This is a genomic window from Cellulosimicrobium sp. 22598 (genome assembly GCF_052044445.1).
In the GTDB taxonomy this organism is placed as follows: Bacteria; Actinomycetota; Actinomycetes; order Actinomycetales; family Cellulomonadaceae; genus Cellulosimicrobium; species Cellulosimicrobium cellulans_G.
Window position 1 is genome coordinate 2,950 of the sequence record NZ_JBQEMZ010000012.1, and the last position, 14,235, is coordinate 17,184.

Sequence of the window (14,235 nt, forward strand, 5' to 3'; positions counted from 1 at the left end):
CCCTCCCCCCCCCCCCCCCCCCCCCGCCCCGGTCGCCGCGCGGCGCCCCCCGCGCGGCGGCCGTTGGGCCCAGCGAGCCGAGATCGCGGTGCTCGCCGGGCCCGCGCTCGTCGTCTTCCTGACCTTCGTCATCGTCCCCGTGGTGATGGCGGCGTACTACGGGTTCTTCAAGTGGAAGGGCTTCGGCCCGCCGACGGACTTCGTCGGGCTGGAGAACTACCTCATCATCTTCCGCGACCCCGAGTTCCTCGCGGCGCTGCGGCACAACGCGTTCATCGTCGTGATGTCGCTCGTGCTGCAGGGCCCGGTCGCCGTGGTCGTGGCGCTCATGCTCAACCGGCGCATCCGCGGCCGCTCGGTGATCCGGGTGCTCGTGTTCGTGCCGTACGTGGTGTCCGAGGTGATCGTCGGGACGGGCTTCAGCCTCATGCTCGCGACCACGGGCGCCGTGAACGACCTGCTCGACAAGATCGGACTCGGGTTCCTCTCGGTCGACTGGCTCGCCGACCCCGACGTCGCGATCTGGACCCTCCTGCTCATCATCACGTGGAAGTACATCGGCTTCGCCGTGATCCTCTTCCTCGCGGGCCTGCAGGGCATCCCCGACGAGCTGGGCGAGGCCGCGGCGATCGACGGCGCGTCGTACTGGAAGACGCAGCGCTACGTCACCCTCCCGCTGCTCGGCCCGACCGTCCGCATCTGGGCGTTCCTGTCGATCATCGGCTCGCTCCAGCTCTTCGACCTCGTCTACATCATCTGGGGCCAGTACGTGGCCTCGACGGCGGGGACGTCGACCATGGCGACCTACATGGTGGCGAACGGCCGCAACGCGGGGAACTACGGGTTCGGCAGCGCGGTCGCCGTGGTGCTGTTCCTCATCTCCCTCGCGGTGGCGCTCGTCTACCAGCGGTACGTCCTGCGCCGTGACACCGCGGGCGCGATCACGGAAGGGAAGAAGTGATGGCCACCGTCACCGCCGCACCCGCGCCCGAGCGTGCCGCCGGCGTCCAGACCCCGAAGGAGCCGCGCGGCTCCGGCATCGGCCGGGGCGGCCCCCTGACCTACGTGGTGGCGTGGCTGCTCGTGGGCGTCTGCCTCGCCCCGATCGCGTACATCGTGGTGGGCGGGTTCCGCACGAACGCGCAGATCACGGCCGACCCGTCGGGCCTGCCCGACCCGTGGCAGATCGAGAACTACGTCGGGGTCCTGACGAGCTCGCTGTTCTGGCAGCAGCTCGGGAACTCGCTCGTGGCCGGGCTCCTCACGACCCTCGGGGTCGTCGTCCTCGGTCTCATGGCGAGCTACGTCATCGCGCGCTACTCGTTCGTGGGGCGCGGGGCGCTGTACGCGCTGTTCGCGGCGGGGCTCATGTTCCCCATGACCGTCGCGATCACCCCGCTGTACATCATGATCCGCTCGCTCGGGCTGATGAACTCCGTGGGCGGGCTCGTGCTCCCGCAGATCGCGTTCGCGCTCCCGACGACCGTCATCATCCTCGTCCCGTTCCTGCGCGCGATCCCGCGCGAGATCGAGGAGGCGGCGTCGATCGACGGGGCGAGCCGGCTGGGCTTCTTCTTCCGCATGGTCGTGCCGCTGTCGCTGCCGGGCGTCATCACCGTGGGGATCCTCGCGTTCGTCGCGAGCTGGAACAGCTACATGCTCCCGCTCTTCATCCTCAACGACGAGACGTCGTACACGCTCCCGCTGGGCGTGCAGGCGTTCGCGTCGCAGTACTCCGTGGACACCGCCCGTGTGCTCGCCTTCACCTCCCTGTCGATGATCCCCGCGCTCGTCTTCTTCTCGCTGTTCGAGCGGCGCATCGTCGGGGGCCTCACCGGCGCCGTGAAGGGCTGACCACCGCCCGTCCGCACCCCGCCCCGTCCCGCGCCGCGCGCGGGACGGGGCCACCACCGAAGGAGAACGGTCCCGTGACCGACGTCGTCCCTGCCGTCCCGACGGCACCCCTCGGCAGCCCGGACCCGGGCGCCGCCGCCGCGCCGACCCCACGCCCGGCACCCCCGCAGATGCCTACCGTCTCCGAGCGCGTGCGTGCGCTCCACGCGCGCATGACCCTCGACGAGAAGCTCGCCCAGCTCGTGGGCTACTGGCTCGACCAGAACGGCACCGTCGCCCCGATGCAGTCGGAGATGACGGCGGGCCAGGCGGACGGCGGCCGGCTCGCGGAGATCACGCGGCACGGCATGGGGCACTACACGCGCGTCTACGGCACGCGGCCCGTCGAGCCCGCGGAGCGCGCGGCGTGGCTGTGGGCGGAGCAGCGCCGCCTCAAGGAGGAGACCCGGCTGGGCATCCCCGCGATCGTGCACGAGGAGTGCCTCACGGGCCTCGCCGCGTGGCGGGCCGCGACGTACCCGACGCCCCTCGCGTGGGGAGCGTCGTTCGACCCGGCGCTGGTCGAGGAGATGGCGCGCGAGGTCGGGGAGTCGATGCGCGCGCTCGGCGTGCACCAGGGCCTCGCGCCCGTGCTCGACGTCGTGCGCGACCCGCGCTGGGGCCGCGTCGACGAGTGCGTGGGCGAGGACCCGTACCTCGTGGGCACCGTCGGCACGGCGTACGTGCGCGGCCTCCAGGACGCAGGCGTGCACGCGACGCTCAAGCACTTCGTCGGGTACTCGGGCTCGCGCGCCGGGCGCAACCACGCGCCGGTGAGCGCGGGACCGCGCGAGCTCGCCGACGTCTACCTCCCGCCGTTCGAGATGGCCGTGCGCGACGGCGGCGCCCGGTCGGTCATGGCGTCCTACGTCGACGTCGACGGCGTGCCGCTGCACGGCAGCTCGGAGTACCTCACCGAGATCCTGCGCGAGCGCTGGGGGTTCGACGGCGTCGTCGTCGCCGACTACTTCGGCGTCGCGTTCCTGGAGGTCATGCACCGCGTCGCGGCGGACCGCGGCGAGGCCGCCGCGCAGGCGCTCGAGGCGGGCCTCGACGTCGAGCTCCCCACGGGCGACGCCTACCTCGCCCCGCTCGCCGAGCGCGTGCGGTCCGGCGCGCTCGACGAGGCGTGGGTCGACCGCGCGGTGCTGCGTGTGCTCGACCAGAAGGAGGAGCTGGGTCTCCTGGACCCGGCCGCCTACGCCGACGAGCCGCCGACGACCGTCGACCTCGACACCCCGCGGCAGCGCGCGACCGCACGCCGCCTCGCGCAGGAGTCGCTCGTGCTGCTCGCGAACGACGGCGTGCTGCCGCTCGCGCGCCGCGACAGCGCTGACGGTGCGACGACCGCCCCGGGGCGCGTCGCCGTCGTCGGGCCGAACGCGGACTCGTCCGAGGCGCTCATGGGCTGCTACTCGTTCGTCAACCACGTGCTCGCGCACCACCCCGGCACCCCGGCGGGCATCGCGCTGCCGACGGTCCTGGAGTCGCTGCGCGACGCCCTCCCCGGCACCGACGTGACGCACGCCGTCGGCTGCACGGTGGACGGTCTCGACACCTCGGGGATCGCGGAGGCGGTCGCCGTCGCGCGGGACGCGGACGTCGCGGTCGTCGTCGTGGGCGACGAGGCCGGACTGTTCGGGCGCGGCACGGTCGGCGAGGGCAACGACGTCGAGTCGCTCGAGCTCCCGGGCGTGCAGCGGCGGCTCGTCGAGGAGGTCGTCGCGACGGGCATCCCCGTCGTGCTCGTGCTGCTCACGGGCCGCCCGTACGCGATCGGCTGGGCGTTCGGGGACCACGCGGGGACGGACGGTGCGGCGTCCGGCCACCCGGCCGCCGTCGTGCAGGGCTTCTTCCCGGGCGAGGAGGGCGGCCGCGCCGTGGCCGACGTGCTCGTGGGCGCCGTGAACCCCTCGGGCCGCCTGCCCGTGTCGCTGCCGCGTGCGGGCGGCGCGGAGCCGTTCTCCTACCTGCACCCCGTGCTCGGCGGGCCGTCGGACGTGACGTCCGCGGACCCGACGCCCGTGCGGCCGTTCGGGTTCGGGCTGTCGTACACGCAGTTCGCGTACGCGGACCTGGCCGTCGACACGAGCGTCGCCGCGGGCGGGACGTTCGCGGCCTCGGTGACCGTGACGAACGCCGGCGCCGTCGCGGGGACGGACGTCGTGCAGCTCTACGCGCGCGACGTCGTCGGGTCGGTCCCGCGGCCCGTCGCGCAGCTCCTCGGGTACGCGCGCGTCGACCTCGCCGCGGGCGAGTCGCGCCGCGTGACGTTCCGCGTCCCGACGACGCGGCTCGCGTTCTCCGACCGCCGCCTCGTGCGCGTGGTCGAGCCGGGCGACGTCGAGGTGTGGGTCGGCGCGCACGCCGGCGCGGTCGACGCCGCCCCCGGCACCGGGGACCTCGGCTCGACGACCGGGGGCGCGATCGTCAACGAGTCCGCGCCGGCCGAGCGTCGGGTCGTGCCCGGCGCGGCGACGCCGCGCGCGACGCTCGCCGTGACCGGGACCGTGCACGAGGTCACGGCCGCGGACGAGCGGCTCGTCGCCGTCGAGGTCTCCGGACCGGTCGAGGCGGGGGAGGGCGCATGACGCGCGTCCCGAACCCGATCCTGCCCGGGTGCTTCCCCGACCCGTCGGTCTGCCGCGTCGGCGACGACTTCTACCTCGTCACGTCCACGTTCGAGTACCTGCCCGGCCTGCCGGTGCTGCGCAGCCGCGACCTCGCGACGTGGGAGCACGTGGGGGACGTCGTCGACCGGTCGGGTCAGCTCGACTACGACGGCATCCGGTCGTCGGGCGGCCTGTTCGCCCCGACACTGCGTCACCACGACGGCACGTTCTGGCTCGTGTGCACGCTCGTGGACCCGGACGACGACTCCCGTGGCGGCAACTTCGTCATGACGGCGACCGACCCGGCCGGGCCGTGGTCCGACCCGGTGTGGCTGCGCGACGAGGACGGCGAGCGGGTCGCGGGGATCGACCCGTCGATCTTCTTCGACGACGACGGCCGCGTCTGGCTGCACGGCACGCGGCTCGCGCCCGAGCCGGAGTGGTTCCACCAGACCGAGGTCTGGGTGCGCGAGCTCGACCCCGCGACGTGCACGCTCGTGGGTCCCGAGCACGTCGTGTGGACGGGGGCCGTGCGCGGCGCCGTGTGGGCCGAGGGCCCGCACCTGTACAAGGTCGACGGCACCTACTACCTGCTCGCGGCCGAGGGCGGGACGGACTTCCACCACGCGGTGTCCGTCGCACGGGCGTCGTCGGTCACCGGGCCGTACGAGGGCAACAAGGCCAACCCCGTGCTCACGCACAGGCACCTCGGGCGCGGCGTGGACGTCGTCGGAGTGGGCCACGCCGACCTCGTCGAGGCGCCCGACGGCTCGTGGTGGGCCGTGCTGCTCGCCATGCGCGTCGACGGCGGCTACCACTACCCGCTCGGCCGCGAGACGTTCCTCGTCCCCGTCGTGTGGGAGGACGGCTGGCCCGTCCTCGCGCCCGGCGAGGGCCGCGTGCCAGACGCCGTCGAGGTCCCGTTCGCGAGCCCGGCGCCCCGGACGGCGGTCCAGGGCGGGGCGAGCGGCGTCGTCCGCCCCGACGACCCGCGCTGGACGGCGGTGCGCGCCCTGCCGCGCGACGTCGCGACCCCGGCGGGCGAGGGCTGGGACCTCCCCGTGCGCCCGACGACGCTCGCCGAGCCGGGCGCGCCCGCGTTCCTCGGCGTGCGCCAGCAGCACCGCGACGTCGACGTGACGGTCACCGTGCAGGTCCCGGCCGTGGCGGGGGAGCGCGCGGGCGTCGTCGTGCGCCAGTCCGAGGACGACCACGTGCGGCTCCTCGTCGACGGCGGTCCGGGGGACGAGCGGCGCGTCGTCGCGGTGCACCGGCGCGGCGGCGCGGACGCGGTGGTCGGGGAGACGACGGTGGCCGCCGCCCCCGGGGAGCCGGTCGTCGTCGGGCTGCGCGTGCGCGGGCAGGACTACGGGCTCGTCGTCGGCCCGGCGGGTGCACCCGAGCCGCTCGCGACCGTGGACGGCCGCACCCTCGACAGCGCCGCGACCGGAGGGTTCCTCGGGCTGTGGCTGGGCGTGCACGCGACGAGCGAGGGACGGCCCTCGACCTCCGTCGTCCGGGTCGAGCGGTTCGTCTACGCACCGGTCGGCTGAGGGGTCCGCTCCGCGCGCGGCGTCCCGGCGGGCGATACCGTCGGGGCATGTCGAGCGCACGGACACGGGTCGAGGAGGACCTGCTGGGACCCCTCGAGGTCCCGGCGGACGCGTACTACGGGGTCCACACCGTCCGGGCCGTGGAGAACTTCCGCATCTCGGGGACGACCGTCAGCGACGTCCCCGAGATGGTCCGCGGCATGGTGATGGTCAAGAAGGCGTCGGCGCTCGCGAACCGCGAGCTGCGCACGATCCAGCGCGACGTCGCGGACGCGATCGTCGCCGCGTGCGACGCGATCCTCGACGACGGGCGGTGCCTCGACCAGTTCCCGGTGGACGTGTTCCAGGGCGGCGCGGGCACGAGCGTCAACATGAACACCAACGAGGTCGTGGCCAACCTCGCGCTCGAGCTCTCCGGGTTCGAGAAGGGCCGCTACGACGTCATCAACCCGAACGACCACGTGAACCGCTCGCAGTCGACCAACGACGCGTACCCCACGGGGTTCCGCCTCGCCGTGCACCAGCTGGTCCGGCGGCTGCAGGACGAGGTGCTGCTGCTCGAGCGCGCGTTCGACGAGAAGGCGTCCGAGTTCGCCGACGTCCTCAAGATGGGCCGCACGCAGCTCCAGGACGCGGTGCCCATGAGCCTCGGCCAGGAGTTCGCGGGGTTCGCCGTGAACGTGGGCGAGGAGGTCCGGCGTCTCGAGGTCGCGGGCGAGCTGCTGCTCGAGGTCAACCTCGGCGCGACCGCGATCGGGACCGGGCTCAACACCCCGCCCGGATACCCCAAGGTCGCGACGCGCCGCCTCGCCGAGGTGAGCGGGCTGCCCACGGTGCCGGCCGAGAACCTCGTGGAGGCGACGTACGACAACGGCGCCTACCTCGCCGTGCACTCCGCGCTCAAGCGGCTCGCGGCCAAGCTCTCGAAGATCTGCAACGACCTCCGCCTGCTGTCGTCCGGGCCGCGCGCCGGCCTCGGGGAGATCAACCTGCCCGAGCTCCAGGCCGGGTCGTCGATCATGCCCGCCAAGGTGAACCCGGTGATCCCCGAGGTCGTCAACCAGGTGTGCTTCAAGGTCATGGGCAACGACGTGACGATCACCCACGCGGCCGAGGCCGGGCAGCTCCAGCTCAACGTCATGGAGCCCGGGCTCGCGCAGTCGATGTTCGAGTCGCTGCACCTGCTGACCAACGCGTGCGTCGCGCTGCGCACCAAGTGCGTCACGGGCATCACGGCGAACGTCGAGGTGTGCCGTCGCCACGTGCTGGACTCGATCGGGATCGTCACCTACCTCAACGAGATCATCGGGCACCGCAACGGCGACCTCGTGGGTGCCGAGGCCGCCCGGACCGGCGCCTCGGTGCGCGACGTCGTCGTGGCGCGCGGCCTGCTCACGCCGGAGGAGGTGGACGCGGTGCTCACGACCGAGAACTTCCTCCGCCCGCGCTACACCGGCCGCTACTACGCCCCCGACGAGCGCGGCCTGCCGGCCGTGGGCGAGGAGGGCGAGTCGTCGCGCGTCGTGGAATCGGACGACGCACTGGGCGCCCCGTCCGACCCGGAACCCGAAGACTGACGCCGAGGTCGACCCGTCCGGCGCCAGGTCGACCTCCTGAGGGTCGATCTCGGACGCTCGGGTCGATCTCGGGGCGGAGCGGCCTCATCCCCGGACGAGACGGGCGATCTCCGCGCCGTCCGGGCCGACGAGCACCAGCCGGCCGCCGTCCAGGGCGGCACGGGCGGCCGCGGCGACGTAGCCCGGGACGCTCTCTCCCTCGCACCACATCAGGGTCTGGAGGCCGGAGGTGGCGAGCAGCCGACCGCCGTCGTCCAGGGCCCACGCGCCCCCGCTGCCGTTGCACCCGTCGGAGCCCGACCACGTCCCGTCCTCGTGGAAGACGACGTGGGGGTCGGTGGCGGCGCGTGCGACCGGCTCCCAGCGCCCGACGACGTCCCGGACGGAGGCGGGTTCGAGGGCGTCGGGCAGCGGTGCGGGCGGCTCGAACGCCGCGCGCACGTCGTCGGTCACGTCCGGCGCCTGCGCGAGCTGCTCCGCGGCGTCGGGGATCGGCGCCGGGGCGCCGTCGACCCGCAGGCCGGCGACGACGTCGCCGTCCGCGTCGAGGAGCCGCCAGCCCTCGCCGTCGGGCTCGTACGCGACCACCGAGCGGAGCCACGGCGCCTCGGGGATCCCGCCCGTGCCGCACGCCCCGGCGGCGGCGTACGGGTCGGAGGCGACGAAGGTCCGGCCGGCCGCGTCCCAGTCGCCCTCCACGTACGCACCGCAGTCGCCCCACAGCGTGTACCGCCCGGCATCGAGCCGCAGCCACGTGTCGGGGCCCTCGCCGTCCGCCCCCGAGACCCGCCACATCCCGACGAGCCCGACCGGGTCCGGACCGACCTCGCCGTCACCCGGGCTGCCGACGGTCCCGTCGTCGGGGACGGTGCAGGCCGCGGCGAGGACGGACACCAGGAACGTCAGGACGACGGCGCGCGGCACCCGTGGGCGCCCGGGCTCGTGTCCGTCCATGCCCCGATCCTGTCTCCGGCGCCGGGTTTCTTGCAGCCGGTGCGGCATCCCCGGGCCGGCGCCGTCACGACGCCGCGAGCGCGCGCACCGTGCGCTCGATCGCGGGGCGCAGGTCGAGGCCGGGGTCGACGGTGAGGCGGTGCAGGAGCAGCCCGTCGCCGAGGGCCATGAGCGCCCGGGTCGCCGGGACGGGGTCGGCGATGCCGACGGCGGCCACGATCCGCTCGGTCCACCGCTCGAACGTGCGGCGCTGGCGTCGGAGGGGCTCACCGAGCTCGGGGTCGTCGGCGAGCTCGAGGAAGAGGGCGTAGCGCGCCCGGGTGCGCGACGCGAACGGACCGGACTGTGCCTCGGTCATGGCGCACAGACCGTCGACCAGGTCGTCGACGCTCGTGATCTGCGGCATCGCGGTCACGTCGAGGTCGGCGCGCTCCTGCTCGGCGATCCGGTCGACCACGCCGGCGAGGAGCGCGCGCCGGGTGCGGAACCAGTTCGACGTCGACCCCGGCGGGAGACCGGCCCGCTGGTCGACCCGCGCGTGGCTCAGCGCGCGCACGCCGTCCGCACCGAGCACCTCCACGGCCGCGTCGAGCGCTCGTTCCCGGGTGGCTGCGGCCATGGACTCCCTCTCTCGACCGATCTACTATGAACATAGTAGTCGCTCGCCCGAAGGAGCTCGCCATGACTACGCCTCAGCCCCGCACCACCCGCCCCGCCGACGTCCGGGCATGGTCCCCGCCGCTCCCGGAGGCGCCGGGCTTCGACCACCTCGTCGTGGAGACGCCCGGCCTGCGCACCCACGTCGCGACCGTCGGCACCGGCGACCCGGTCGTGCTGCTGCACGGCTTCCCCGAGCACTGGTGGCAGTGGCGCGACGTCGCGCCCGTCCTCGCCGCCGCGGGCTACCGCGTCCTGTGTCCCGACCTGCGCGGCGCGGGCTGGACCACGGCCGACGACGCGCACGTCGAGCGCCAGACCCGGCTCCGCGACCTGCTCGCCCTCCTCGACGCGCTCGACGTCGACCGAGCCCACCTCGTCTCGCACGACATGGGCGCGATCACGGCGATGCAGCTCTGCTACGAGCACCCCGACCGGGTCCGCGCGGCCGTCGAGCTCTCGGTGCCACCGGGCTTCATGCGTCCCAGCCCTCGACTGCTCCCCGGGTTCCGGCACCTGCCCGCCCTGGTCTGGCACCGTCGGGGCGCGTCGCTGCGGGGGATCTTCTCCAGCGCGTACGTCGCCCACCCGTTGTCGGAGGACGACGTCGACGCCCACCTCGCCCCGATGGGTCGGACGGAGGTCGACGCCGCCGTGCGTCCGCTCGTGCGGCACATGGTGCTGCCCGAGGCCACGCGCATGATGCGGGGCGTCTACCGTCGCCGTCGGCTCACGGTGCCGACCCTCTTCGTCTTCGGCCGCCGCGACCGGCCGTGGACCGAGGAGCTCATGGGACAGGTCTGCCGCGCGCCGGAGCGGCACGCGGACCGGGCCGAGCTCGCCTACGTCGACGACGCCGCGCACTTCATCACCGACGACGCGCCCGCCGCCGTGGCCGCCCTCTCGCGCGACTGGTTCGACCGCGCGGCGTGACGTCGACGCCGTCGGTCTCGCCAGATCGACCTGTGCGTCCGAGATCGACCCTCGGGAGGTCGATCTCGCGACGGGCGGGCCGATCTCGCGGTCATGAGCGGACGCGTACCGCGCGGAGGGTGATGCCTGTCGCCAGCACCAGCGCTCCCGCGGCGACGCTCGGGAGGGGGAGCGTGGCGACCAGCGCGACGCAGCCGAGCGCGCCGAGCACCTGGAGCGCGCGCGGGTACAGCCGGTGCGGGGCGGTCTGGCGCAGCGCCGAGAGGTTCGCCACGAGGTAGTAGACGAGCACCCCGAACGACGAGAACCCGATCGCGCCCCGCAGGTCCGTCGTCAGCACGAGCACCACGACGACCGCTCCGACCGCGAGCTCGGCCCGGTGCGGCACCCGGTGCACGGGGTGCACGGCCGCGAACCACCCGGGCAGGTCGCCCGTGCGCGCCATCGCGAGGCCCGTCCGGCTCACGCCGGCGAGCAGGGCGAGGAGGGCGCCGGCGCTCGCGGCGACGGCGCCGACGCTCACGACCGGGCCCGCCCACGTCCACGACCCGGCGGCGACCGCGTCGGCGAGCGGCGCCGCGGAGGCCGCGAGCCCGTCCGGGCCGAGCACCGCGAGCAGGACCACCGCGACGACCGCGTAGAGCACGACGACGGCCCCGAGCGACACGAGGACCGCGCGCGGGATCGTGCGGCGCGGGTCGCGCACCTCCTCGCCGAGGGTCGCGACGCGCGCGTACCCCGCGAACGCGAAGAACAGCAGGCCCGCGGACTGGAGGACGCCGTACCAGCCGCCGTGCGCGCCGTCGGGGTCGAGCACGGCCGACCAGCGCGGCGCGGTGCCCGCGAGGCTCGCGACGACGGCCGTCGCGATCGCGAGGAGCGCCACCGCGACGATCGCCCGGGCGAGGCGCGCCGTCCGCGTCACGCCCCGGTAGCCTACGGCCGTGAGCAGCACGACGGCCGCGGCGGCGACGGGCCGCTCCCACCCGGGAGGGGCCGCGTAGGCGGCGAGCACGAGCGCCATGGCCGCGCAGCTCGCCGTCTTCCCGACGACGAACCCCCACCCGGCGAGGTAGCCCCACCACGGGCCGAGGTGCTCGCGCCCGTACACGTACGTGCCGCCCGACGTGGGGTGCTGCGCCGCGAGCTGCGCGGACGACGTCGCGTTCGCGTACGCGACGACCGCCGCCAGCGCCAGCCCGACGAGCAGCCCCGTCCCCGCGGCGGCGGCCGCGGGGGCGAACGCGGAGAACACGCCCGCCCCCACCATGGACGCGAGCCCGACGACGACGGCGTCCGTCGTGCCGAGGCGGCGCGCGAGCGAGGGCTGGCCGGGTGCGGTGGTCACCCGGACAGCGTGCCAGGGCAAGGTGTCCGGCAGGTGTCGGAGCCGGCCCCGGGGAGTGGTCGGAGCGGCGTCCGCGAGCGGGTACAGTTCCCGCCGGTGTCCCGTTCCCGGTCGTCGTCGACCGGCCCCGTCGCACGGGGAGACGGGCTGTCCGCTACGGCGAGGACGGCGGTGCAGGGGTGGTCGCAGGGCGGGTGCGTCGCGCGCGGTGGACGGCGCGCGCGGGGTCGGGGGTCGCGCTCGTGTGCGCGGTCCTCCTCGGCGTTCCGACGGTCGCGACCGCGGACCCGGGCGACGGGCTGTCGGAGACGTCCCGCACGCGGTACGAGGTCGACGGGTCGGGCCCGGTCCGCGTGACGGTCACGACGACGATCCGCAACGAGCAGCCCGCCAGCGGGATGTACGTCTACTACTGGGACGCGTACGGGATCCCCGTGCCGGCGAGCGCGACCGACGTCACCGCCACGAGCGGCGGGACCACGCTCCCGGTCACCTTCGAGCCGACCGAGGACCCGTCGACCCGCATCGCCGGGGTGTCGTTCTCCCCGCTGAACTACGGTCGCGAGCGGACCGTCGAGTGGTCCTACACGATCCCAGGCGAGCCGATCCGCTCGGAGGGGTACACGCGCGTCGGGCCCGGCTACGCGACGTTCGCCGTGAACGCGGCCGGCGACCCGGGGCAGGTCACGGTCGAGATCGCCACGCCGACGTCGATGGACTTCGACAGCACGTGGGACGGGTTCACGCCGATCCTCGACGGGGAGACCCGCACCCACCGCGCGACCGAGAGCACGGACGACTACGGCACCTGGGCCTTCGTCTCGCTGCGCGACCCCGAGCAGGCGGACGAGACCAGCGTCGACGTCGGCGGGAACGAGCTCGTGCTGGAGAGCTTCCCGGGCGACACCGAGTGGAGCGGCTTCGTCGAGGAGCAGGTGGTGGCCGGCATGCCCGTGCTGGAGCGCGCGGTGGGCATGCCGTGGCCGGGCAGCCTGGAGCGGATCCGCGAGGACGTGTCGCCCGGCGTGCTCGGGTACGCGTGGTTCGACTCGGCCTCCTGGGAGATCGTCATCCCCGAGGACCTGGACGCGGGGCTCCTGTTCCACGAGCTCTCGCACGCGTGGCTCGCGGGGGACCGGTTCGCGGACCGGTGGGTGTACGAGGGCCTGGCCGAGGTCGTCGGGCAGCGCGTCGCCGCCGAGACCGGCGGCCCCGCGGAGCAGCGCCCCGCGCCCGCGCGCGACGCGGCGGACGCCCTGCCGCTCGCCGCGTGGCAGGAGGTCGACCTCGACGACGGCGGGGGTGCCGCCGAGGAGTACGCCTACGCCGCCGCGTGGACCGCGATGTCGGAGCTCGTCGGCGGCCTGGACGAGGACGCCCTCGGCGGGCTCGTCGCGGCGGCGTACGCGGGCGAGAGCGCCTACGACGAGCCCGGCGCCCTCGACCACCCGGGCGTGACCGACGGCCGTCGTCTCCTCGACCTCGTCGAGGTGCGCGGCGGCGTGACGGGCGCCGAGGCGACGTACCGGACGTGGGTCGCCGACGACGCCGAGGCCGCCCTGCTCGACGCGCGGGCCCCCGCCCGCGAGGCGTACGCCGTCCTCGACGAGGCGGACGGCGCGTGGTCGCCGCCCTCCGGCCTGCGCGCGGCGATGACCGACTGGGCCTTCGACGACGCCGAGGCGGCTCGCGCCGCGATCGGCACCGACGCGGCGGCGGCCGCCGGGCAGGTGCAGGAGGCCGCCCGCGCCGCGGGCCTGCCCGACCCGGCCGCCGTGCGCGAGCAGTACGAGGGCGCGGCGTCCGCCGAGGAGTACGCGGTGCTCGCGACCGTGCTGCCGCGCACGGTCGAGGTCGTGGGGTCCGTCGGCGACGCGGTCGCCGCCGCCTCGGGCGGTGGCCCGCTCGCGGACCTCGGGCGCCTGCTCCTGGACGTCGACGGCTCCGTCGCCGACGCCCGCGCCGCCCTCGACGCCGGTCGGCTGGACGACGCCGCGACCGCGGCCGACGACGCGTCGTCCCGGGCGGCCGCCGCGCCCTGGCTCGGGACCGGCAGCGTGCTCCTCGTCCTCGTGGCGCTCGCCGGCGTGGTCGTCCTGCTCGTCCGGCGCCGCGCGCGACGTCGCACGCAGCCCGAGGGCGTGCCCGCCGTCGACGGCGCCCGGCCGGACGACGGGACGCCCGCCGTCGACGGCGCCCGGCCGGACGGCGGGACGCCCGCCGCTGACGGGTCGCCCGTCGCCGACGTGACGCCTGCCGAGGGCGCGCCGACCGGGGGCGACGAGCCGACGTCGGGCGAGGAGGGGTCGCCGGGTCAGCGGCCGAGCGCGCCGTCGGAGCGCGCGACGAGCGTGCCGTCCACGTAGGCCAGGACGGGCTGGGGGCGGAACCCCGCGAAGAGCACCTCGCGGTGCTTCTCGATGTGCACGTGGTGGCGTTCGTGCGTGCCGACCCAGAACTCGTAGACCTTGACGCGCGAGACGGAGAACATCCGCACCTGGTCCACGACGCTCCATCCGTCGACCGTGATCGTCAGGCGACCCCAGAACTGGTCCCACGAGAAGACGACGAGATGGCGCTCGTGCTGTCCGACGGCGAACGTCATCTGCATGCCTGGATGCTAGCGACTCGCCGCATCGTGCCGGTGACGGGCCGAGGCGTGAGAAGTGGCCCCCCGGGTCGCGCTCCGAGGGGCCACGTCTCACGTC

11 protein-coding genes are annotated in these 14,235 nt (G+C 74.9%); 7 read left to right on the forward strand and 4 right to left on the reverse strand.

The window, feature by feature from the left end; all coding sequences use genetic code 11:
* From ACTJIY_RS13915 to aspA, 5 genes are all read left to right on the forward strand, one after another.
* The coding region (locus tag ACTJIY_RS13915; RefSeq protein ID WP_440697245.1) for a carbohydrate ABC transporter permease at nt 1-961 on the forward strand (961 nt) is incomplete at its 5' end.
* A complete protein-coding gene (locus ACTJIY_RS13920) occupies nt 961-1,854 on the forward strand; it encodes a carbohydrate ABC transporter permease (RefSeq protein ID WP_253054128.1) in 894 nt (297 codons plus the stop codon). The genes ACTJIY_RS13915 and ACTJIY_RS13920, both read left to right, overlap by 1 nt.
* Nucleotides 1,855-2,024: 170 nt before the next feature.
* Nucleotides 2,025-4,484: a glycoside hydrolase family 3 N-terminal domain-containing protein gene (locus ACTJIY_RS13925; RefSeq protein WP_440674892.1), complete on the forward strand. Its 2,460-nt coding sequence runs from the start codon at nt 2,025-2,027 to the stop codon at nt 4,482-4,484.
* Complete coding sequence (locus tag ACTJIY_RS13930; RefSeq protein ID WP_353708297.1) at nt 4,481-6,058, forward strand: glycoside hydrolase family 43 protein; 1,578 nt, start codon at nt 4,481-4,483, stop codon at nt 6,056-6,058. The genes ACTJIY_RS13925 and ACTJIY_RS13930 overlap by 4 nt, the downstream gene beginning before the upstream one ends.
* A gap of 47 nt (nt 6,059-6,105) precedes the next feature.
* Nucleotides 6,106-7,635 carry an aspartate ammonia-lyase gene (gene aspA / locus ACTJIY_RS13935; RefSeq protein WP_440674827.1) on the forward strand — a complete coding sequence of 510 codons (1,530 nt, stop codon included), beginning with the start codon at nt 6,106-6,108 and terminating at the stop codon, nt 7,633-7,635.
* Nucleotides 7,636-7,719: 84 nt separating this feature from the next.
* Here aspA and ACTJIY_RS13940 read toward each other — a convergent pair whose 3' ends face one another.
* Nucleotides 7,720-8,589, reverse strand: a complete 870-nt coding sequence (locus ACTJIY_RS13940) for an META domain-containing protein (protein WP_440674825.1) — start codon at nt 8,587-8,589, stop codon at nt 7,720-7,722.
* Nucleotides 8,590-8,653: 64 nt separating this feature from the next.
* Nucleotides 8,654-9,208, reverse strand: coding sequence for a TetR/AcrR family transcriptional regulator (locus tag ACTJIY_RS13945; RefSeq protein ID WP_253054120.1), 555 nt, complete (start codon nt 9,206-9,208; stop codon nt 8,654-8,656).
* A 62-nt stretch (nt 9,209-9,270) separates the two neighbouring features.
* Here ACTJIY_RS13945 and ACTJIY_RS13950 point away from each other — a divergent pair, with 62 nt between their 5' ends.
* The gene (locus ACTJIY_RS13950; RefSeq protein ID WP_440674823.1) at nt 9,271-10,179 is read left to right on the forward strand and encodes an alpha/beta fold hydrolase; all 909 of its coding nucleotides are present in this window, start codon (nt 9,271-9,273) and stop codon (nt 10,177-10,179) included.
* A 91-nt stretch (nt 10,180-10,270) separates the two neighbouring features.
* Here the strand turns inward: ACTJIY_RS13950 and ACTJIY_RS13955 are convergent, their stop codons facing one another.
* Nucleotides 10,271-11,449: an APC family permease gene (locus ACTJIY_RS13955; RefSeq protein ID WP_440674890.1), complete on the reverse strand. Its 1,179-nt coding sequence runs from the start codon at nt 11,447-11,449 to the stop codon at nt 10,271-10,273.
* Between the two features lie 257 nt (nt 11,450-11,706).
* Here ACTJIY_RS13955 and ACTJIY_RS13960 point away from each other — a divergent pair, with 257 nt between their 5' ends.
* The gene (locus ACTJIY_RS13960) at nt 11,707-13,893 is read left to right on the forward strand and encodes a hypothetical protein (protein ID WP_440674821.1); all 2,187 of its coding nucleotides are present in this window, start codon (nt 11,707-11,709) and stop codon (nt 13,891-13,893) included.
* Here ACTJIY_RS13960 and ACTJIY_RS13965 read toward each other — a convergent pair.
* Nucleotides 13,842-14,138, reverse strand: coding sequence for a hypothetical protein (locus ACTJIY_RS13965; RefSeq protein ID WP_253054114.1), 297 nt, complete (start codon nt 14,136-14,138; stop codon nt 13,842-13,844). The genes ACTJIY_RS13960 and ACTJIY_RS13965 overlap by 52 nt on opposite strands.
* Nucleotides 14,139-14,235: the final 97 nt, after the last annotated feature.

What these genes read in the sequence shown, in the direction of transcription:
- ACTJIY_RS13920 (WP_253054128.1), top strand. Translation starts at nt 961, where the DNA reads ATGGCCACCGTCACCGCCGCACCCGCGCCCGAGCGTGCCGCCGGCGTC.
- ACTJIY_RS13925 (WP_440674892.1), top strand. Translation starts at nt 2,025, where the DNA reads ATGCCTACCGTCTCCGAGCGCGTGCGTGCGCTCCACGCGCGCATGACC.
- ACTJIY_RS13930 (WP_353708297.1), top strand. Translation starts at nt 4,481, where the DNA reads ATGACGCGCGTCCCGAACCCGATCCTGCCCGGGTGCTTCCCCGACCCG.
- aspA (WP_440674827.1), top strand. Translation starts at nt 6,106, where the DNA reads ATGTCGAGCGCACGGACACGGGTCGAGGAGGACCTGCTGGGACCCCTC.
- ACTJIY_RS13940 (WP_440674825.1), bottom strand. Translation starts at nt 8,589, where the DNA reads ATGGACGGACACGAGCCCGGGCGCCCACGGGTGCCGCGCGCCGTCGTC.
- ACTJIY_RS13945 (WP_253054120.1), bottom strand. Translation starts at nt 9,208, where the DNA reads ATGGCCGCAGCCACCCGGGAACGAGCGCTCGACGCGGCCGTGGAGGTG.
- ACTJIY_RS13950 (WP_440674823.1), top strand. Translation starts at nt 9,271, where the DNA reads ATGACTACGCCTCAGCCCCGCACCACCCGCCCCGCCGACGTCCGGGCA.
- ACTJIY_RS13955 (WP_440674890.1), bottom strand. Translation starts at nt 11,449, where the DNA reads ATGGTGGGGGCGGGCGTGTTCTCCGCGTTCGCCCCCGCGGCCGCCGCC.
- ACTJIY_RS13965 (WP_253054114.1), bottom strand. Translation starts at nt 14,138, where the DNA reads ATGCAGATGACGTTCGCCGTCGGACAGCACGAGCGCCATCTCGTCGTC.